The organism is Gordonia iterans, assembly GCF_002993285.1.
Classification (GTDB): domain Bacteria; phylum Actinomycetota; class Actinomycetes; order Mycobacteriales; family Mycobacteriaceae; genus Gordonia; species Gordonia iterans.
In genome coordinates this window covers 152,211-170,083 of the sequence record NZ_CP027433.1, presented here as the reverse complement: position 1 = coordinate 170,083, position 17,873 = coordinate 152,211, and the positions used below count along the sequence as shown (strand labels likewise).

At 68.8% G+C, this 17,873-nt stretch carries 16 protein-coding genes and 1 pseudogene; 12 read left to right on the top strand and 5 right to left on the bottom strand.

Annotated features, from left to right (window positions below; translation table 11 throughout):
* The first annotated feature begins 3 nt into the window (after positions 1–3).
* The 5 genes from C6V83_RS00785 (at position 4) to C6V83_RS00765 (ending at position 5,260) form a co-directional block, all read left to right on the top strand.
* Positions 4–612, top strand: a complete 609-nt coding sequence (locus C6V83_RS00785) for a TetR/AcrR family transcriptional regulator (RefSeq protein ID WP_105940787.1) — start codon at positions 4–6, stop codon at positions 610–612.
* Between the two features lie 64 nt (positions 613–676).
* Positions 677–1,894 carry an acyl-CoA dehydrogenase family protein gene (locus tag C6V83_RS00780; RefSeq protein ID WP_105940786.1) on the top strand — a complete coding sequence of 406 codons (1,218 nt, stop codon included), beginning with the start codon at positions 677–679 and terminating at the stop codon, positions 1,892–1,894.
* Positions 1,887–2,906: a phosphotransferase family protein gene (locus C6V83_RS00775; protein ID WP_105940785.1), complete on the top strand. Its 1,020-nt coding sequence runs from the start codon at positions 1,887–1,889 to the stop codon at positions 2,904–2,906. The genes C6V83_RS00780 and C6V83_RS00775 overlap by 8 nt, the downstream gene beginning before the upstream one ends.
* A 3-nt stretch (positions 2,907–2,909) precedes the next feature.
* Positions 2,910–3,608, top strand: a complete 699-nt coding sequence (locus tag C6V83_RS00770; protein ID WP_105940784.1) for a histidine phosphatase family protein — start codon at positions 2,910–2,912, stop codon at positions 3,606–3,608.
* 305 nt (positions 3,609–3,913) lie between these two features.
* On the top strand, positions 3,914–5,260 hold the full coding sequence (locus C6V83_RS00765) for an ROK family transcriptional regulator (protein ID WP_105940783.1): 1,347 nt from the start codon (positions 3,914–3,916) through the stop codon (positions 5,258–5,260).
* A gap of 51 nt (positions 5,261–5,311) precedes the next feature.
* On the opposite strand, the gene C6V83_RS00760 is transcribed toward C6V83_RS00765, so the two are convergent.
* The 4 genes from C6V83_RS00760 to C6V83_RS00745 form a co-directional block, all read right to left on the bottom strand.
* Entirely contained in the window at positions 5,312–6,160 is an 849-nt protein-coding gene (locus C6V83_RS00760) for an ABC transporter permease (RefSeq protein ID WP_105940782.1), read from the bottom strand.
* Complete coding sequence (locus tag C6V83_RS00755; protein WP_105940781.1) at positions 6,157–7,197, bottom strand: ATP-binding cassette domain-containing protein; 1,041 nt, start codon at positions 7,195–7,197, stop codon at positions 6,157–6,159. Before C6V83_RS00755 ends, C6V83_RS00760 begins: the two co-directional genes overlap by 4 nt.
* Before the next feature lie 80 nt (positions 7,198–7,277).
* Positions 7,278–8,420 (bottom strand): adenylate/guanylate cyclase domain-containing protein, encoded by a 1,143-nt coding sequence (locus tag C6V83_RS00750; protein WP_105940780.1) that lies wholly within the window; start codon positions 8,418–8,420, stop codon positions 7,278–7,280.
* Positions 8,413–9,588 carry a TetR/AcrR family transcriptional regulator gene (locus C6V83_RS00745; RefSeq protein ID WP_105940779.1) on the bottom strand — a complete coding sequence of 392 codons (1,176 nt, stop codon included), beginning with the start codon at positions 9,586–9,588 and terminating at the stop codon, positions 8,413–8,415. The genes C6V83_RS00750 and C6V83_RS00745 overlap by 8 nt, the downstream gene beginning before the upstream one ends.
* 124 nt (positions 9,589–9,712) lie before the next feature.
* Between C6V83_RS00745 and C6V83_RS00740 the strand changes: the two genes are divergently transcribed.
* The 3 genes from C6V83_RS00740 to C6V83_RS00730 all read left to right on the top strand — a co-directional run bounded on the left by C6V83_RS00740 (position 9,713) and on the right by C6V83_RS00730 (position 13,985).
* Positions 9,713–10,924: an acetyl-CoA C-acetyltransferase gene (locus tag C6V83_RS00740; RefSeq protein ID WP_105940778.1), complete on the top strand. Its 1,212-nt coding sequence runs from the start codon at positions 9,713–9,715 to the stop codon at positions 10,922–10,924.
* A 36-nt stretch (positions 10,925–10,960) separates the two neighbouring features.
* On the top strand, positions 10,961–13,159 hold the full coding sequence (locus C6V83_RS00735) for a 3-hydroxyacyl-CoA dehydrogenase NAD-binding domain-containing protein (protein ID WP_105940777.1): 2,199 nt from the start codon (positions 10,961–10,963) through the stop codon (positions 13,157–13,159).
* Between the two features lie 340 nt (positions 13,160–13,499).
* Positions 13,500–13,985, top strand: coding sequence for a hypothetical protein (locus C6V83_RS00730; RefSeq protein ID WP_105940776.1), 486 nt, complete (start codon positions 13,500–13,502; stop codon positions 13,983–13,985).
* Here C6V83_RS00730 and C6V83_RS00725 read toward each other — a convergent pair.
* Positions 13,924–14,829 (bottom strand): SGNH/GDSL hydrolase family protein, encoded by a 906-nt coding sequence (locus tag C6V83_RS00725; protein ID WP_105940775.1) that lies wholly within the window; start codon positions 14,827–14,829, stop codon positions 13,924–13,926. The genes C6V83_RS00730 and C6V83_RS00725 overlap by 62 nt on opposite strands.
* 135 nt (positions 14,830–14,964) lie before the next feature.
* Here C6V83_RS00725 and C6V83_RS18900 point away from each other — a divergent pair.
* The 4 genes and pseudogenes from C6V83_RS18900 to C6V83_RS00710 all read left to right on the top strand — a co-directional run.
* Positions 14,965–16,200, top strand: a pseudogene (locus C6V83_RS18900) (alkane 1-monooxygenase); the annotation flags it as partial.
* Positions 16,201–16,209: 9 nt separating this feature from the next.
* The gene (locus C6V83_RS18895; protein ID WP_325027396.1) at positions 16,210–16,470 is read left to right on the top strand and encodes a rubredoxin; all 261 of its coding nucleotides are present in this window, start codon (positions 16,210–16,212) and stop codon (positions 16,468–16,470) included.
* Between the two features lie 4 nt (positions 16,471–16,474).
* Positions 16,475–16,666 carry a rubredoxin gene (locus C6V83_RS00715; RefSeq protein ID WP_105940774.1) on the top strand — a complete coding sequence of 64 codons (192 nt, stop codon included), beginning with the start codon at positions 16,475–16,477 and terminating at the stop codon, positions 16,664–16,666.
* Positions 16,663–17,853 carry an NAD(P)/FAD-dependent oxidoreductase gene (locus tag C6V83_RS00710; protein ID WP_105940773.1) on the top strand — a complete coding sequence of 397 codons (1,191 nt, stop codon included), beginning with the start codon at positions 16,663–16,665 and terminating at the stop codon, positions 17,851–17,853. The genes C6V83_RS00715 and C6V83_RS00710 overlap by 4 nt, the downstream gene beginning before the upstream one ends.
* Positions 17,854–17,873 lie beyond the last annotated feature (20 nt).

Sequence of the window (17,873 nt, the reverse complement as noted above, 5' to 3'; positions counted from 1 at the left end):
CACATGGACGACTGGCGTGAGTACGGTCCGCCGGAGCTGCCGGCGCCCCTCGCCGCGGCGCTGGAGGCCTTTACCGAGCACGGCTACCACGGAACAACGGTGCGCAACATCGCCGCGCGAGCCGGACTCTCGGTGCCCGGTCTCTATCACCATTACCCGTCGAAGCAATCGCTGCTGCAAGGGCTTGCGGACCTGACCATGTCCGAGCTGCTGCACCGCAGCGAAGCGGCGCTGGCCGGGGCGGGTGACGACCCGGTGGCCCGCTTCGACGCACTGGTGGAGTCGCTCCTCCGCTTCCACATGTATCGCCGGGAGCAGGCGTTCGTCGGTTCCACCGAGATCCGCAGCATGGAACCGGACTACCGAGAGGTCTACGTCGGACGGAGGGACCGGCAACAGCGGATGATCGACGACGTCGTCGCGGCGGGAGTCGAGGCGGGCGAGTTCGCCACCCCGCACCCGCGGGACGCGGCCCGCGCCATCGCCACGATGTGCGTCGGGGTGTCGACCTGGTACCGGCCGGACGGCGAACTCGATCCGGACGAGTTGGTCGCCAGGAATCTCGTCTTGGCGCGCATGGTGGTCGGCGGTCCGGTCGAGCCGACTGCTTGACGAGCCGGTCTCGCCGTGTGACCCTGGTAACGACCGAGCGTTCGTTCGGTGGGAGTGAGGAGACATGCCGACAGAACCGTCCTGCAGCCCCGAGGTGACCGGGCTCGTCCACCGGACGAGGGCCTTCGTCGACGACGTCGTGCTGCCGCTGGAGAACCGGCACGCCGGCGACATCATGGCGGCCGGCGGCGACGACCTGCGTCGCGAACTGAACGCACAGGCCAAAGCCGCCGGGATCTTCGCGCCGCACGCGCCCGTCGAGTTCGGCGGTCTGGGACTGAACATGCGAGACCGGGCGCCGGTGTTCACCGCAGCCGGACACTCGACTTTCGGTCCGGTCGCGCTGCACATCGGAGCGCCCGACGAGGGCAACGTCCACATGCTCGCGCACGTCGCCAGCCCGGCGCAGAAGGACCGGTACCTCGAACCGCTCGCCAAGGGCGACATCCGGAGCGCCTTCGCGATGACCGAACCCTCACCCGGTGCAGGCTCGGACCCGAATGCCTTGCGCACCAACGCGGTCCGGGTCCCCGGAGGATGGAAGATCAACGGTGTGAAGCGGTTCATCACCGGTGCCGACGGCGCGGGGATGTGGATCATCATGGCGCGCACCCGAGGCGAGCCCGGCGACCGCGGCGGAGCGACGATGTTTCTCGCCCCCGGAGACGTCGACGGCGTGTCGGTGGACCGCTACGTGCACACCTATGACCGCGGAATGATCGGCGGTCACTGCGAGGTGACCTTCGCCGACGTGTTCGTTCCCGACGAGGACGTTCTCGGCGAGGTCGACGAAGGCTACCGGTACGCCCAGGTCCGTCTCGGACCTGCCCGGATGACTCACGTGATGCGCTGGATGGGAGTGGCCGAACGCGCCCAGGAGATCGCCCTCGACTATGTGAGCGTGCGGGAGGGATTCGGCGGAACGCTCGGCGACCTCGGCATGATCCAGCAGATGATCGCCGACAACGAGATCGACCTCGCCGCCGCCCGGGCACTGTTGCTGCAGGCCTGCGATGAGCTGGACCGCGGCGAGCATGCGTCGAACTCGACGTCGATCGCCAAGACCTTCGGCGCCGAAGCCTTCTCCCGGGTCCTCGATCGCTGCATCCAGATGTGCGGCGGGCTCGGTGTCTCCGAGGACCTGCCGCTGGCCCGGCTCGCCAACGAGGTCCGCGCCTTCCGGATCTACGACGGTCCCTCCGAGGTGCACCGCTGGGCCCTGGCGAAGCGGGCCGTCGGACGAGCGCGCAAGCAGCGCGAGGCTGGGGTCCGCCATGTCTGAGCACCCCGGTCTCAAGTCGGATGATCTCCGGAAGCTGTTGGACGCCAACGGTATCTCGATATCCGGAGAGCTGAACATCGAGCTGATCAGCGGCGGCAGGTCGAACTTGACCTTCGTCGTGAACGACGCCGAGCGCCGCTGGGTCGCCCGCCGGCCGCCGCTGGCCGGGCTGACGCCGTCCGCGCACGACATGGAACGCGAGTGGGCCGTCACTTCTGCGCTGACCGGCACCGCCGTACCGGTGCCGAAGCCCGTCGCGATCGATCGCTCCGGTGAGTACATCGGCGCGCCGTGCACCGTCGTCGAATTCGTCGACGGGCAGGTGATCCGTTCGGTGGACGACCTGTCGGACTGGACCGACGACGAGGTGACCGCCAACTTCGATTCACTCGTCGCGACGCTGGCCGCACTGCACGCCGTCGACTACGAAGCGGTCGGACTGGCCGAGTTCGGGCGGCCCGAGGGCTTCGCGGCGCGCCAGGTGAAGCTGTGGACGCGGCAGTGGGGCCTGGTGAAGACACGGGAACTGCCCGACGTCGAGCGTCTGGCTTCGGTTCTGGCCGAACGTGTTCCGGCGTCGGCGGCATCGTCGATCGTGCACGGAGACTTCCGCGTCGACAACACCATCGTCGCCGCGGACGACCCCGCGCGGATCGCCGCCGTCGTCGACTGGGAGATGTCGGCCCTGGGAGATCCGCTGACCGATGTCGCGCTGATGTGCGTATACCGAGAGCCGGTGTTCTCCCAGGTGCTGGGTTTCCAGGCGGCCTGGACCAGTGACCGCTATCCGGATTCGGATGCCATGGCGCAGAGCTACGCCGAGGCGGCCGGCACCGATCTCGGCGACTGGGGCTTCTATCTGGGGCTGGCGAATCTGAAGCTGGGCGTGATCGCCGAGGGCATCACGCATCGTGCGCTGCAGGGCGGGTCGTCGGGGGCCACGGGCGCCGAGCGCGCCGCCGAGGCGACTGCCGCCTTCATCGCCAACGGCCTGGCCGCGGTCGGACGCTGAGCTGTGGGCGTCCTCTACCTGGTTCGGCACGGTCAGGCGCCGGCGCACGCCTACGCTGCGGGCGCGGTCCAGAGCGGTGAACCCGATCCGGCGGTTCCGGGCCTCACCGAGTTGGGCTTCGCGCAGGCCCGCGCCACCGGCGCCGAGCTCGCGCGGCAGGCTTCCGGCTTCACGTCGGTGATCAGCGGCGGGCTTCCGCGTCAGCGTGCGACGCTCGGCACGGTGCTCGAGAGCTTCCGCGGCATCGTGGGCGAGGAGCATCCCGCGCCGGTGGTGGACCCGGGCTGGGACGAGTACCTGATACCCGCGCTGCCCGGCGGGCCGGGCCCCGACCTCTATGCGAATCCGGCCGGGTATCAGCAGGTGCTCGACGCCGCGCTGGCGCGCTGGATCGCCGGCGCGGACGACTCAGACGAGAGTTATGCCGAGTACGTCGCGCGCACCTCCGCCGCCGCCGACCGCGCCGTCGACGAGGCCGGATCTGGGAAGACGGTGCTCGTGGTCTCGTCCGCGGGCACTATCACCGCGCTCGTCGCCCGGGCCTGGGGAGTGCCGGCGCCGGAGTGGCCGGCCCTCGCCCGGGCGATGGTCAACGCCTCGATCACCAAGGTGCTCGTGGGTCGCCGGGGCCTCACCGTGGTCTCGGTGAACGAGCACACCCACCTCTCCGCGCGAGACGTCGGGCTGGCGACCTTCCGCTGAGTAATGCGGCGATCTGCTCCTGGTCGTCCCGGGCAGGTGGGCCGAGTGTGACGTAAACGGCGGCGCCGCGGTATTGCGGGTACTGCTTGCGCTTGCTAGCTTGGGCGAATGACCAGCCAGCCGTATGCGATCCCGGAGGTCACCTACGTGACCACCGCCCTGGGATGCCGCCTGCCGCTCGCTCGTGTCCTGTGTTGCCGCCGAATGCGCTGAACCTCGGCCCACGCCCGCAATCCGGGCACCTCCTCGCTGCTTCGCACCGCTTCGCGGTCGTGCACTCGGCATCTCTTTAGGACAACACCACCATGACCTCTACTCTTGATCGACGTGTCTCCCTTCGCCCGGCTCCCGGAGCTTCGCCGGCTCGCGGACCTGCCCCGGCCGCAGGTGTGCGCGCCCGTGTCGCTGCGGGACCCGCTTCGGCGAGGCGTGCGGTGACCGGCCCGGTGCCGGCCGCCGGACCGGCTCGCCCGGGTCGGACGACGCCCCTGCCGTCCGGCGTCGCCAGCCTGCAGCTCTCCACTAAGGCTGCGGCGCTCGTGCTCCGCACCGCCCGCGTCTCCGGCCCGGTGTTCCGGGACGACACCGCCGCCCAGACCGGACTCTCGATCTCCACGGTGAACCGGCAGGTCAGCGCGCTGCTCAAGGCCGGCCTTATCCGCGAACGCGCCGATCTGACACCGCCCGGTGCGGTCGGCCGCCCGCGCGTCCCGTTCGAGATCAACACCGGCGACTTCCTGACCGTCGGCATTCACATCGGTTACCGGACGACGTCGATCACCACACACGACCTGCAGCATCGCGTCGTCGGCGCGATCAACATCCCGACCCCGCAGGCGGCGACTCCGGAACAGGTAGTCGCCGCCATCGGCGCGAGTGCGCGCCGCTTCGCCGACCGCTGGGTGGGCAAGCGCCTGCTCTGGGGCGGTGTGGCCATCGGCGGCCGGGTGGGTGCCAAGGGCACCGTCGACCACCCCCGCCTCGGGTGGCAGAGCGTCCCGGTCGGCGAGCTCGTGGCGCAGGCCCTCGGGCTCCCCGTGTCGGTGGCGTCGCACGTGGAGGCGATGGCTGCCGCCGAGCTCGTCGTGAATCCCGCCGAGTCGAGCCAGAACTTCCTCTACTTCTATGCGCGTGAGATGGCCGGCATCGCCTTCAGCGTCGACGGCACCGTCCACACGCCGGCCGCGGGTCCGCCCACGATCGGGCACTTCCCGACCGGCGAGACCCGCTTGCTGGACCCGGACAAGACCGGTCGGCTGGAGGACGCGGTCGGTGACTCGGGGGTGCTGCGCGCGGCGGCGGCCGCCGGGCTCGACGTCGACTCGCTCGAAGCCCTGCGTCGCGAGGCGCGGACCGGGAACAGCATCGCGCACGACATCCTGGCCGAGCGCGCCGAGGTGCTCGGCCGTACCGTCGCGCTGATCTCGGACATCTTCAACCCGGACCACGTCATCCTGGGCGGTCAGGCGTTCACCGACTACCCGGAGGCTCTGCCCGTGGTGTCCAAGGCGCTGCGCGCGACCTCGGTGATCAACAACCGCGACGTCCGCGTCGCACGGTCGGCGATCACGGTGCAGCAGAAGGCCGCCGGCGCAGTCGCTCTCGACGCCGTCTACGCCGACCCGCTGGATGCTCTCAGCCACACCTCCTGAGTAATCCGAGCGTCCGGCGCGGCGTGTTGCGCGCCGGGCGCACGAGCGAGATCAGTTGCTGGTGCGGCGGTAGTAGGCGCGCAGGGCGAACGGGGCGAAGATCGCGGTCAGCGCGACCGACCAGAGCACCGTCGAGATGAGCGGATGCTGCAGCGGCAGGGCGGCGTCGGGACCGGCGGCGGGACCGTTGCCCCACAGCACGCGAAGCGACTGCACCAACGACGAGATCGGGTTCCATTCGGCGATCGCCCGGAGCCACGGCGCCATCGGCGCGGTCGGCACGAAGGCGTTCGAGAGGAAGGTCAGCGGGAAGATCGTCGTGAACATGACGCCGTTGACCGACTCCACGGAACGGAGCAGTGAGCCGACGAGGACGCCGAACCAGATCAATGCGAAGCCGAACAGCACCAGCAGGGCGAAACCGAGCACGGCCTCGCCGACCGAGGTATGGATCCGCCAGCCGATCGCGAGACCCGTCAGCGCCATCACGACGATGCCGATCATCGAATGCAGGACCGACGCGATCGAGCGGCCGAACAGGTACGACGTGCGCGAGATCGGCAGGGACCGGAATCGGTCGACGATGCCCTTGTCCACATCGGCGGTGATGCCGGTGGCCACCACGAATGCGGTGAACGCGATGGTCTGCCCCATGATGCCCGGCAGCAGATACTCCTTGTAGCTGCCTCCGCCGGGGACCGGCATGGCCGGCCCGAAGACGAAGGCGAACAGCACCACGAACATGATCGGCTGGACGGTGACGTCCGCCAGCATCTCGGGCATGCGTTTGGTGTGGATCAGGCTGCGTTTGACCATGATCTGGGTCTGCCGCCACAGCCCCGGCGGAGTGAGCGCGGTCGGCGCAGTCGCCGGTGCGGCGGTGGATGTGGTCGCGGTCATGACGCTTCCTCGGTGGTCTCGTCGGGAGTGGTGCGGTGGCCGGTCAGCGAGAGGAAGACATCGTCCAGACTCGGGCGGGACAGGCCGAGATCGTCGACGGCGATCCCCGATTCGTCGAGCACTTGAGCCACCCGGGTGAGGTCGGCCAGCCCACCGGCCGGAATGGTCAGGGAGCGGGCGCCTTCGTCGACGAAGATCTCGACTCCGCTCGATCCGCTCGATCCGCTGGACCCGCTCGCTGCTCCGGAGCCGGTCGCGGCACGCAGCGCGGCCGCCACAGGTGCGATCAGTTCGTGAGCGGCGGCCAGGTCCGCCGCGTCGGTCAGGGTGGCGACGACGCTGGCCGAACCGGCCTGGTCCTTCAGTTGCAGGGGGGTACCGTCGGCGATGATCCTGCCGCGGTCGATCACCACGATCCGGTCGGCGAGCTGATCGGCCTCCTCCAGGTACTGGGTGGTGAGGACCAGCGTCGTGCCCTGTGCGACGAGGCCGCGCAGCACGTCCCACAGCTCGTTGCGGCTGTGCGGGTCCAGCCCGGTGGTCGGCTCGTCCAGGAACAGCACCGGTGGGGAACTGATCAGACTCACCGCCAGGTCGATGCGACGGCGCATGCCGCCGGAGTAGTCGCGGACCACTTTGTCGCCGGCATCGGTAAGGGAGAACTGCTCGAGCAGTTCTTCGCTCCGCGCACGCAGCTCCTTGCGGCCGATCCCGTACAGCCCGCCGATCATGGCCAGGTTCTCCCGCCCGGTGAGCAACTCGTCGACGGTGGCAGCCTGGCCGGTCAGGCCCATGCTCCGCCGGACGAGGTCAGGCTGTTCGCGGACGTCGTATCCGTTGATCCGGGCGGTGCCCGCGGTCGGCACGGAGAGGGTGGTCATCATCCGGACCGTGGTGGTCTTGCCGGCGCCGTTCGGTCCGAGCATGCCGAGCACCGTTCCCGTCGGGACGGCGAAGCTCACGCCGTCCACTGCGGTGAAATCGCCGAAGCGCTTGACCAGATCAACGGCCTCGACGGCTATCTGTTCGTCAGTCACGCCACAAGGGTAGTGGGACCCTACGACAGTCCGTCAATGAAATTCTCGGCGGTCGCACACCGCAGGAGGCCGTATCCGCCTCAGTCGGCCGCGTCGGCTTCTAGTCGTTTGGCGAACTCCTTGGCCCCCTTGCGCTGCGCCTTCTTCTCGCGTTTGCGCAGCTTCTCTTCCAGGCGCTGCTGCTTCTTGCCGGAGGCGTCCGAATCCGCTTCGGCGGACGGCGGTTCCGCGTCGGTCCCATGAGCCCGGTGGGGCCGGAGCACGTGCGCCCGGAGTCGGCGGTATCCACGCACCGACAGCGTGCTGATGTGGTTGAGGTAGAACGCCGGATCCGGTTCCAGGGCTCCGGCCAGATTCTGATCGACGAGAGTGGTGCCGGCGTGCGCGGCGCCGGCCAGCCGTGCGGCGATGTTCACCGGCTCGCCGAAGACGTCGCCCATCCGGGTCAGGGCCGGGCCGGACGCCATGCCGATCCGGAGTGTGGGCAGTTGCCCGTCGGAAGTCAGTCCGTGGAGCTCGAACGCGATCGCCGCCGCCGTCGCCGAGGTGGGCGCGGTGAACATCACGGCGTCGCCGATCGACTTGATCACCTGGCCGTCGTGCCCGGTGATGATCCGGTGCGCAGCCGATTCGAAGGCTTCCAGCAGCGCCTCCAGCTCGGCCAGATGGAGCCTGCGCGAGAGCGAGGTGTAGCCGACGATGTCGGCGAACCCGACGATCACCTCGCTCGAGCCGTCGTCACCGTCACCGTCGTCACCGTCGTCGCCGGCGGCGGACGCACGGTCCAGGAAGCCGTGCAGATGCCGGCGCCAGACGAGATGATGGATGTGACCCACCGCGTCGATCAGCTGTTCGGTGGTCAGGTCCACCGCGGGATCGGCGGAGAAGGCCCGGATCTGCTCGGCTTCCCACTCGGCGAGCCGCGCGGTCGCCTGCCCGATCGATCGGGCCGCGGCGAGTTGGGCGGCCGGGTTCATCTCCCGGTCCCGGCCGACGAAGACCGCCAAGGCGGCGAGGTCTCGATCGCTGAACACGAACGCCGGCTCGCCGGGACCTTCGGCGCCCCGCGGATCCGGGTCGGCGGCGAAACCGAACGCCGCCCACAGGCGGGCCGCGAAATCCGGATCCACCCGGAGCTTCTCGACGACCTCCTCGCTGGTGTACTCGGAGGGCCCGTGGGAACCGTTGTCGCGCACCGGCTCCCGGTTGCCGTCGTCATGCATGGAGCAAGCCTTTCACGAGGTACGCCATGCGCGCAGCGAACTCCGGACGAGGTGTGCTCCGCGGCATGCGGACGGCGTCGTTGACCACTGCCAGCGCCGCGTGCACCGCGACCGTCGCGGCCCGCCGGGACAGCTGCGGCCTGGTCGCGACAAGCAGGTCGATCCAGCGGGTGACGTACCGTCGCTGACTGGCTGCCAGTTCGGCGGCGTGCGGGTTGCCCGCGAGCGCATAGGAACTGGTGAAGGCCACCCGCAGATCCGGGGTCGCGGTGATGTTCTGGACGTAGGAGTCCACTAGCAGGTCGAGCAGCTGCGCGGGGTCCGAGGTGGTCAGCGAGGCGGCCATCGCCTCGGCTTCCAGGCGGAGCGCGCTGCGCTGGCTGATCGCGACGAGGATCGCGTCCTTGGAGGGAAAGTGCTTGTAGACGCTGGGGCCGGTGATGCCGACGGCGGCGCCGATGTCGTCCATGCCGGTGCCGGGGTATCCGCGTTCGACGAACAGGCGGGCCGCGGCGTCGAGGATCTCGTCGCGCCGCCCGGTGCCTGCAGCCGACGGGTGCACCGGTTCGGTCAACGGCGCGGCCTGGGCGGGACTGAGGTCGAATAGACGCCAGATCAACTGCCGGACAGTGCATTCCACGTCAGCGCGGGTGCCCTTGCCGAATCGGTCGATCTGGCTGCCGGCGACCGAGAGCATCGCCCCGGCCAGGTACATCGATTCGCGCTCGGTCAGGTCGGGTCGTCGTTGCGCGATGGCCGCGGCCCATCGGCGCAACACGGTGCGGGTGCGGCGGACCACCTCGCGATCCTGTTCGTCGGACAGGTGCTGTCCCGACCATCGCCAGAGCGACGACGTGCTGGGGTCGGCCAATCCCAGCGACGTCGCCGCCGAGACGACGGCTGCCGCCGGGTCGGGCGCGCCGGCGAGCGCGCCGTCGGTCAGCGATTCGAAGGCGTCCACGGAACTCTGGGTCGCCGCGAACAGAAGTGCCTGTTTGTCGGCGAAGTGGCGATAGACGGTGGGCGTGCTGACGCCGGCCCGCGCGGCCACGTCCGAGACCGAGACGTGCGGATACCCGCGGTCGCTGAACAGCGCCGCGGCCGCCGACGTCAGTTGGCGGCGGCGGTCTTCGGCCCGGTGGCGGCGGGGGGTTCTCGGAGACGTCATTGTGAACCGACCATAGCCCAACGAAGAACCGATTCCTACGGATTCATCTGCCGGTATAGCCAAACTCGTTAATCCGCGTTAGCCTCACTTGAGTAACCACTAGGTTCGTGTGAAAGGAACACAAGTGCCTGACCAAGCATTCATCTACGACGCGGTGCGCACGCCTCGCGGCAAGCAGCGCGGAGGCGCTCTGCACAGCGTCAAGCCGATCGATCTGGTCTCCGGCCTGATCGACGGTCTCCTGGAGCGCCACCCCGACCTGAACCCGAGCGACGTCGACGACGTGATTCTCGGTGTGGTGTCGCCGGTCGGCGAGCAGGGCGCCGTGATCGCGCGCACCGCCGCGCTGACCTCGGGCCTGGGCCAGGATGTTCCCGGCACCCAGATCAACCGCTTCTGCGCATCCGGCTTGGAGGCCGTCAACCTGGGTGCGGCGAAGGTCGCCTCGGGCTTCGACGAGCTGGTGATCGCCGGCGGCGTCGAGTCGATGTCGCGCGTCCCGATGGGCAGCGACGGCGGCGCCCTGTTCATGGACCCGGCCACCGCCTACGACAACTACATCGCACCGCAGGGCATCGGTGCGGACCTGATCGCCACCATCGAGGGCTTCAGCCGCGACGACGTCGACGCGTTCGCCGCCGAGTCGCAGCGTCGCGCAGCGGCCGCCTGGGAGGAGGGCCGCTTCGACAAGTCGGTGCTTCCGGTGAAGGACATCAACGGCGTCACGGTGCTGGAGAAGGACGAGCACCTGCGTCCGGGCACCACCGCGGAGAGCCTCGGCAAGCTGAAGCCGGCGTTCCAGGCGCTGGCCGACATGGCCGGCTTCGACGACGTCGCCATGCAGAAGTACCCGTCGGTGGAGAAGGTGAACCACGTCCACACCGGTGGTAACAGCTCGGGCATCGTCGACGGCGCCGCCGTCGTGCTGATCGGCTCGGAAGAGGCGGGCAAGCGCAACGGCCTGACTCCGCGCGGCCGCGTCGTCGCCTACGCCGAGGTCGGCAGCGAGCCGACCATCATGCTCACCGGTCCCACCCCGGCCACCGAGAAGGCGCTGGAGAAGGCCGGCCTGACCGTCGACGACATCGACGTCTTCGAGCTCAACGAGGCGTTCGCGTCGGTCGTCATGAAGTGGGAGAAGGATCTGAACATCCCCCACGAGAAGGTCAACATCAACGGCGGCGCGATCGCCATGGGCCACCCGCTCGGCGCCACCGGCGCGATGATCCTGGGCACCTGCCTGGACGAGCTGGAGCGCACCGGCGGCCGCTACGGCCTGGTGACCCTCTGTATCGGCGGCGGCATGGGCGTCGCGACCATCATCGAGCGACTCTGACGCAGTCGAAGAAGAGAAGGAAAAGACTGAAATCTCATGAGTGACAACATGATTGCGTGGGAGAAGGACGCCGACGGCGTCGTCATCCTCACCATGGACGACCCGAACCAGGGCGCCAACACGATGAACCAGCTGTTCGTCGACTCGATCATCGCGACCGTCGACCGCCTCGAGGCCGAGAAGGACGACATCACCGGTGTCATCGTCGCTTCGGCCAAGAAGACCTTCTTCGCCGGCGGCGACCTGAAGGACATGGCCAACCCGCCGGCCGGTGCCACCAAGGCCGAGCTGGCCGAGGCCGCGTACCAGAAGGTCGGCACCATCAAGAGCGCACTGCGCCGACTGGAGACCCTGGGCAAGCCGGTCGTGGCCGCCATCAACGGCGCCGCCCTGGGCGGCGGCCTGGAGATCGCGCTGCACTGCCACTACCGCATCGCCGCGGACGTCAAGGGCAGCAAGATCGGCCTGCCCGAGGTGACCCTCGGCCTGCTTCCGGGTGGTGGCGGCGTGGTCCGCACCGTCCGTCTGCTCGGCATGCAGCAGGCGCTGATGGGCGTGCTGCTGCAGGGCACCCAGTTCAACCCGGCCAAGGCCAAGGACACCGGCCTGGTGAACGAGGTCGTCGGCAGCATCGACGAGCTGGTTCCGGCCGCCAAGGCCTGGATCGCCGCGAACCCGGAGGCTCAGCAGCCGTTCGACGTCAAGGGCTACAAGATCCCCGGTGGCGCACCGACCAACCCGAAGGTCGCCGCGAACCTGCCGGCCTTCCCGGCACTGCTGCGCAAGCAGATCAAGGGCACCAACATGCCGGCCCCGCGCGCCATCCTCGCCGCGGCCATCGAGGGCGCCTACGTCGACGTCGACACCGCCGACCTGATCGAGACCCGCTACTTCGTGTCGCTGCTGACCGGCCAGGTCGCGCAGAACATGATCAACGCGTTCTTCTTCAACCTGAACCACATCAACGGCGGCGGCTCGCGTCCCGAGGGTTACGACAAGTGGAAGGCCACCAAGGTCGGCGTCATCGGCGCGGGCATGATGGGTGCGGCCATCGCGTACGTCTCGGCGAAGGCCGGCATCGACGTGGTCCTGAAGGATATCGACATCGACGCCGCCAACCGCGGCAAGGACTACTCGGTCAAGCTCGAGGAGAAGGCCCTCTCGCGCGGCAAGACCACCAAGGAGAAGTCCGACGCGCTCCTGGCTCGCATCCACCCGACCGTGGACCCCGAGGACTTCAAGGGCGTCGATCTGGTGATCGAGGCCGCCTTCGAGTCCGTCGAGGTGAAGAACAAGGTCTTCGGTGAGATCCAGGACATCGTCGAGCCGGACGCCGTCCTCGGCTCCAACACTTCGACCCTGCCGATCACAGGTCTGGCCGAGGGCGTCAAGAAGCCGGAGAACTTCATCGGCATCCACTTCTTCTCGCCGGTCGACAAGATGCCGCTGGTGGAGATCATCTGCGGTGAGAAGACCGACGACGCCGTGCTGGCCAAGGTCATCGACTACACGCTGCAGATCCGGAAGACCCCGATCGTCGTCAACGACAGCCGCGGCTTCTTCACCAGCCGCGTGATCGGCACCTTCATCAACGAGGCCATCGCGGCCGTCGGCGAGGGTGTGGAGCCGGCCTTCATCGAGCAGGCGGGCAGCCAGGCCGGATACCCGGCCGCGCCGCTGCAGCTCTCCGATGAGCTGACGCTGACGCTGATGCAGAAGATTCGCAACGAGACCAAGGCCGGGGCGCAGGCCGCAGGCATCGAGTTCCCCGAGCACGGCTCGTACGCGGTGATCGACTGGCTGGTCGAGAACGGCCGCACCGCCAAGAAGGACGGCGCCGGCTTCTACGACTACGCCGACGGCAAGCGCACCCAGCTGTGGCCGGGCCTGCGCGAGCAGTTCAAGTCCGGTTCGGTCGAGATCCCGTTCGAGGACATGAAGGAGCGGATGCTCTTCGCGGAGGCGCTGGAGACCGTGAAGTGCTTCGACGAGGGTGTGCTCACCTCCGTCGAGGACGCCAACATCGGTTCGATCTTCGGCATCGGCTTCCCGGCCTGGACCGGCGGCGTCGTCCAGTACATCAACCAGTACGACGGTGGTGTGCCGGGCTTCGTCGCTCGCGCCAACGACCTGGCCGACAAGTACGGCGAGCACTTCCGTCCGCCGGCCTCGCTGGTGACCAAGGCCGACAACGGCGTCACCAAGCTGACCAACGAGAACCTGCGCCCCGCGTAAGTCTCACTCGGCTCAGCTTGCCCAGCGGCCCCGACCGGATCTTTCCGGTCGGGGCCGCTGTCGGTCTCGGCGCAGGCCGCGCCGCGGGCCTCTCGACACTGCACTCGGAGGCGCCGGCCGACTTCTCGTGTGAGGGCCGACTGCCCGCTTAGGTCGGCCCGCCCTGAGCCCCTGGTGGTCGAGTAGTGACGAGCCCCCCTTGGTGGTCGAGTAGTGACGAGGCGCCAGCCGAGGAACGTATCGAGACCAACCCTCCCAGCGGCGAGCAGGCGGGTCTCGATACACCGCGATTGTCGGCAGGCACCGGTGAACCCCCGTCGGTTCGGGCTAGGCTGCGAGCATGGCAGCCGACGAGCCCACCACCGACGACGCCGCAGGCTCCTCCGAGGACGGCATCACCGAGGCCCTGCTGAGCAGTCCGCTGGGAATTCCGTTCGCGGTGTTCACCAAGTCGCAGGAGCAGGCGATCAAGGTCGCGACCGACACTCTGACGAAGGTGAAGTCGATGAAGAGCGCCGGGGTGACGGCGTCGTCGGACATGCTGATGCAGCAGGTCGCCGACCTCAGCGGGACCATCGTCGGGATGGCGGGGAGCGCCACCGGCCTGGCCGGCGCGGTCTCGCAGCCGATGCAGGACTTCATCGTGCAGCAGCGGAAGATGAGCGAGACCATCGCCAAGTTCGCCGAGGCGCAGGCCGAACTCGCGGCCATCGTCGCCGAGTTCGCGCAGCGGCAGGCGGCCACCGTCGCCGCCATCGAGCGCGTCACCAACCCGATCTTCGATCTGGTCGGCGGCAAGGACTCCGAGGCCGATCAGTCCGCGTGATCGGTGAGGTCGAGGGCCGTGGTGCCTGGTCGGGTGGAGAGTTCACCAGATCGGTGACGGCCGCCGGTGAGACGTCGACCGACTCGACCACCGGGGTCAGCAGCGGTCGTTTGGGGGCGCGGCCGTCGCCGAGCGATCGTCCGCGCGCCTTCCGGATCATCCACGGCGCGAGGTACTGTGCGGCCCAGCGGGCGTCCCGGGCGTGCCGGCTCAGCCGATGCGGATCCGGTGCGGCGGGTAGCGGAGCATCCCACTCCGGCGAGCTCCCCGGCACGCCGAGCGCGTAGGCGGCGCCGGCGGCGAACCGCGCGTGTCCCAGCGGAGACGCGTGCAGTCGATCCGGCGCCCAGGCCCGCAGATCGGTGAGCACCGGTGCGGCATGCAGGTCGACGAGCACGAAGCCGTAGCGGTCGGCGAATCCCCGCATCATCTCGTTCAGCGCCAGCAAGTTGGCCTCCAGTCGGCGCCCGAGCGGGATCGTCTTGGTGACGTCGGGGAACGTCGAGATCAGCACCGTCGCGCCGGTCGCGGCAAGCACTCGGTACACGGCGTCCAGGTCGGCATGGACCTGGGACATGTCCGAGCTCCCGATGACGTCGTTCATGCCGAGGGGTGCGGTGATCAAGTCCGGTCGCAGGGCGAGTGCCGGCTCCACCTGCTCGGCCCGGATCTTGCGCGTGTTCTTGCCCCGGACCGCGAGATTCGCGTAGCGCAGCTCGGGGTTGTGCCGGGACAGTTCTTCGGCCAGCCGGTCGGCCCAGCCCCGGTACTCGTAGCGAGGATCCGGATCGCACATCCCTTCGGTCTGACTGTCGCCGATGGCCACGAACCGGGAGAAACGCACGCTCCAAGGATAGGGCGTGCACCCGAAAAGCGCAGGTAGCCGTGCGGTGAGTGTACAAAGAAGTAGAAATGTATAGCGAAACGACACAGCATGGGTTACTGTCAATCTCACTCGGACGACGAGGAGGAGAATGACATGACCCACACAACTCACGGCGCGGACGTTCCAGCGCTGGGATGGCGTGACAAGAAGCGCTACCTCTGGCTACTCGGCCTGATCCCGCCGACGGCGATCCTGGTGGTCACCGGCATCATCGCCGGGATGAACTGGCTCGGGGACCGCCTCGATTGGGGCTGGCTCAACGCGGTCTCGCCGGTCTGGTGGTGGATCGGTCCGATCCTCCTCTACCTGCTGCTGCCGGTGCTCGACGTGTTCTTCGGCCCCGACGGGCAGAACCCGCCCGACGAGCTGATGGAGCAGTTGGAGAACGACAAATACTACCGCTACTGCACGTACGCCTACATCCCGTTCCAGGTCGTCAGCCTGGTGTACGCGTGCTATCTGTGGACCGCCGACGACCTGTCCTGGCTCGGCGTCGACGGTGGCCTGAGTCTGGTCTCCAAGGTCGGCCTGGCCCTCTCGATCGGCGTGATGGGCGGCGTCGGCATCAACACCGCGCACGAGCTGGGGCACAAGAAGGTGTCCCTCGAGCGGTGGCTCTCCAAGGTGACGCTCGCTCAGACCGCCTACGGCCACTTCTACATCGAACACAACCGCGGCCACCACGTGCGGGTCGCGACTCCGGAGGATCCGGCGAGCTCGCGCTTTGGCGAGAACTTCTGGACCTTCTTGCCGCGCAGCGTGTTCGGCAGCCTCAAGTCCGCGTGGGAACTGGAGGCCAACCGCATGAAGCGACTCGAGCGGCCGGTCTTCCATCCCAGCAACGACGTCCTCAACGCCTGGGTGATGACCGTCGTCCTGTGGAGCGCGCTCACTGCGATCTTCGGCTGGGAGATCCTGCCCTTCATGGTGATTCAGGCGATCTATGGCTTCTCGCTGCTGGAGACCGTGAACTACCTGGAGCACTACGGCCTGCTGCGCCAGAAGAACAAGCGCGGACGTTACGAGCGGTGCACCCCGCAGCACAGCTGGAACTCCGACCACATCGCGACCAACATCTTCCTCTACCACCTGCAGCGACACAGCGACCACCATGCGAACCCGACCCGGCGCTACCAGGTGCTGCGAAGCTTCGACGAGGCGCCGAATCTGCCGAGCGGCTACGCGAGCATGATCACGCTGGCCTACGTTCCGCCGGTGTGGCGCAAGGTGATGGACAAGCGGGTCATCGAGCATTACGGCGGCGACTTGAGCCGCGCCAACCTGCAGCCGGGCAAGGAAGAGAAGCTGCTGGCCAAGTACGCCGGCAGTGCTGCCGAAGTGAATGCCGAGGCCGCGGCCGGCCTGCGTACGAGCAGCGCCAAGGACGAGGGTCTGGTGGCCGTGCTCGACAGGGTCGCACCGACCGCCGCCGAGGACGTCTACGGGTGCCCGAACTGCGGATTCGTCTACTCGGAAGCGGCCGGCGCGCCGCGCGAAGGCTTTCCGGCCGGCACGTCGTGGGCCAAGGTCCCGGACGACTGGGCGTGCCCGGACTGCGGTGTCCGGGAGAAGGCCGACTTCGTGAAGATCGGAGGCTGAGACGATGAGCGCGACGACCGACTACAAGCTGTTCCGCTGCCTGCAGTGCGGCTTCGAGTACGACGAAGCGCAGGGCTGGCCCGAGGACGGGATCGCGCCCGGCACGCGCTGGGACGACATCCCCGACGACTGGAGCTGCCCGGACTGCGGCGCCGCCAAGGCCGACTTCGAGATGGTCGAGGTCGCGCGGCCATGAACGACGACGAACAGCGCGCGCCCGGCGCCGGAATCGTGGTCGTCGGTTCGGGAATCGCCGGTGCGACCGCTGCACAGACCCTGCGCGCGGAGGGGTTCACCGGCCCGGTGACGCTGGTCGGAGCGGAGGCGCGGCTGCCGTACCGGCGCACCGCGCTCAGCAAGGACCTGCTCGCCGCGGACCTGAGTCCGGGGCGGATCACACTGAAGCCGGCCGAGTTCTGGGCCGAACGTGACATCGAGGTGATCGGCGGCGCCGCGGTGCGTGACATCGACGCCGCAGGAGCCTCGATCCTCCTGGACGACGGCACGGAGCTGGGGTATCGGGCGCTGATCCTGGCGACCGGCGCGCGCCCGATCCGGCCTTCCTGGCTCGACGACGACGTGTTCGCCTTGCGCACGGTCGCAGATGCCGAGCGCATCCGGAGCGCGATCACCGACTCCGGCTCGCTGGTGGTGATCGGCGGCGGACTGATCGGTCTGGAGCTAGCGGCGTCGGCGGCCGGCGCCGGTCTGGCCGTGACCGTGCTCGAGTCGGCGGACCGGGTGATGAATCGCGTCGTTCCGGCGGAGGTTTCGGAGCATCTGGCGCAACTCCACCGCTCACACGGGGTCGACCTGCGACTCGGGGCGCGCGTGGTCGGAGCGTCGTCGAATCGAGTCGAATGTCTCGACGGCACCGTCGTCGAAGGGACCGTCGTCGCTGCGGTGGGCGCGGCGCCGAACGTCACGCTCGCCGAGGCGGCCGGGGCCTCAATCGGCTCCGGTGGCGGGATCGTGGTCGACGGCGCGCTGCGGACCACCGTTGAGCGGATCTACGCGGCCGGGGACGCGGCAGCGGTTCCGGACCCGGTCAGCGGCGACCCGATGCGCGGCGAGCATTGGTTCGGGGCACTCGACCAGGGGGCGGCGGTCGCGCATAGCGTGCTGGCCGATCTGGTCGGCGAGCCCGCACCGGTGTTCGCCGAGGTTCCGCGCGCCTGGACGGTGCAGTACGGGGTCAATATGCAGATGGTGGGCCGCCCGGACCTGGACGGAGAGGTGGCCGTCGACGGCGATCCGGTGAACGAGGCGACGGTGACCGTGACCCGGGACGGCCGCCTGGTCGGCGCGGTGACGCTGGGCCGCGCTGCTGCTGCGCGCGCCTTGCGGGCGAGGCTCGCCGACAACGCCGGTGCGCCGGTGTGAGCGCGCTGCCGGACGTTCTC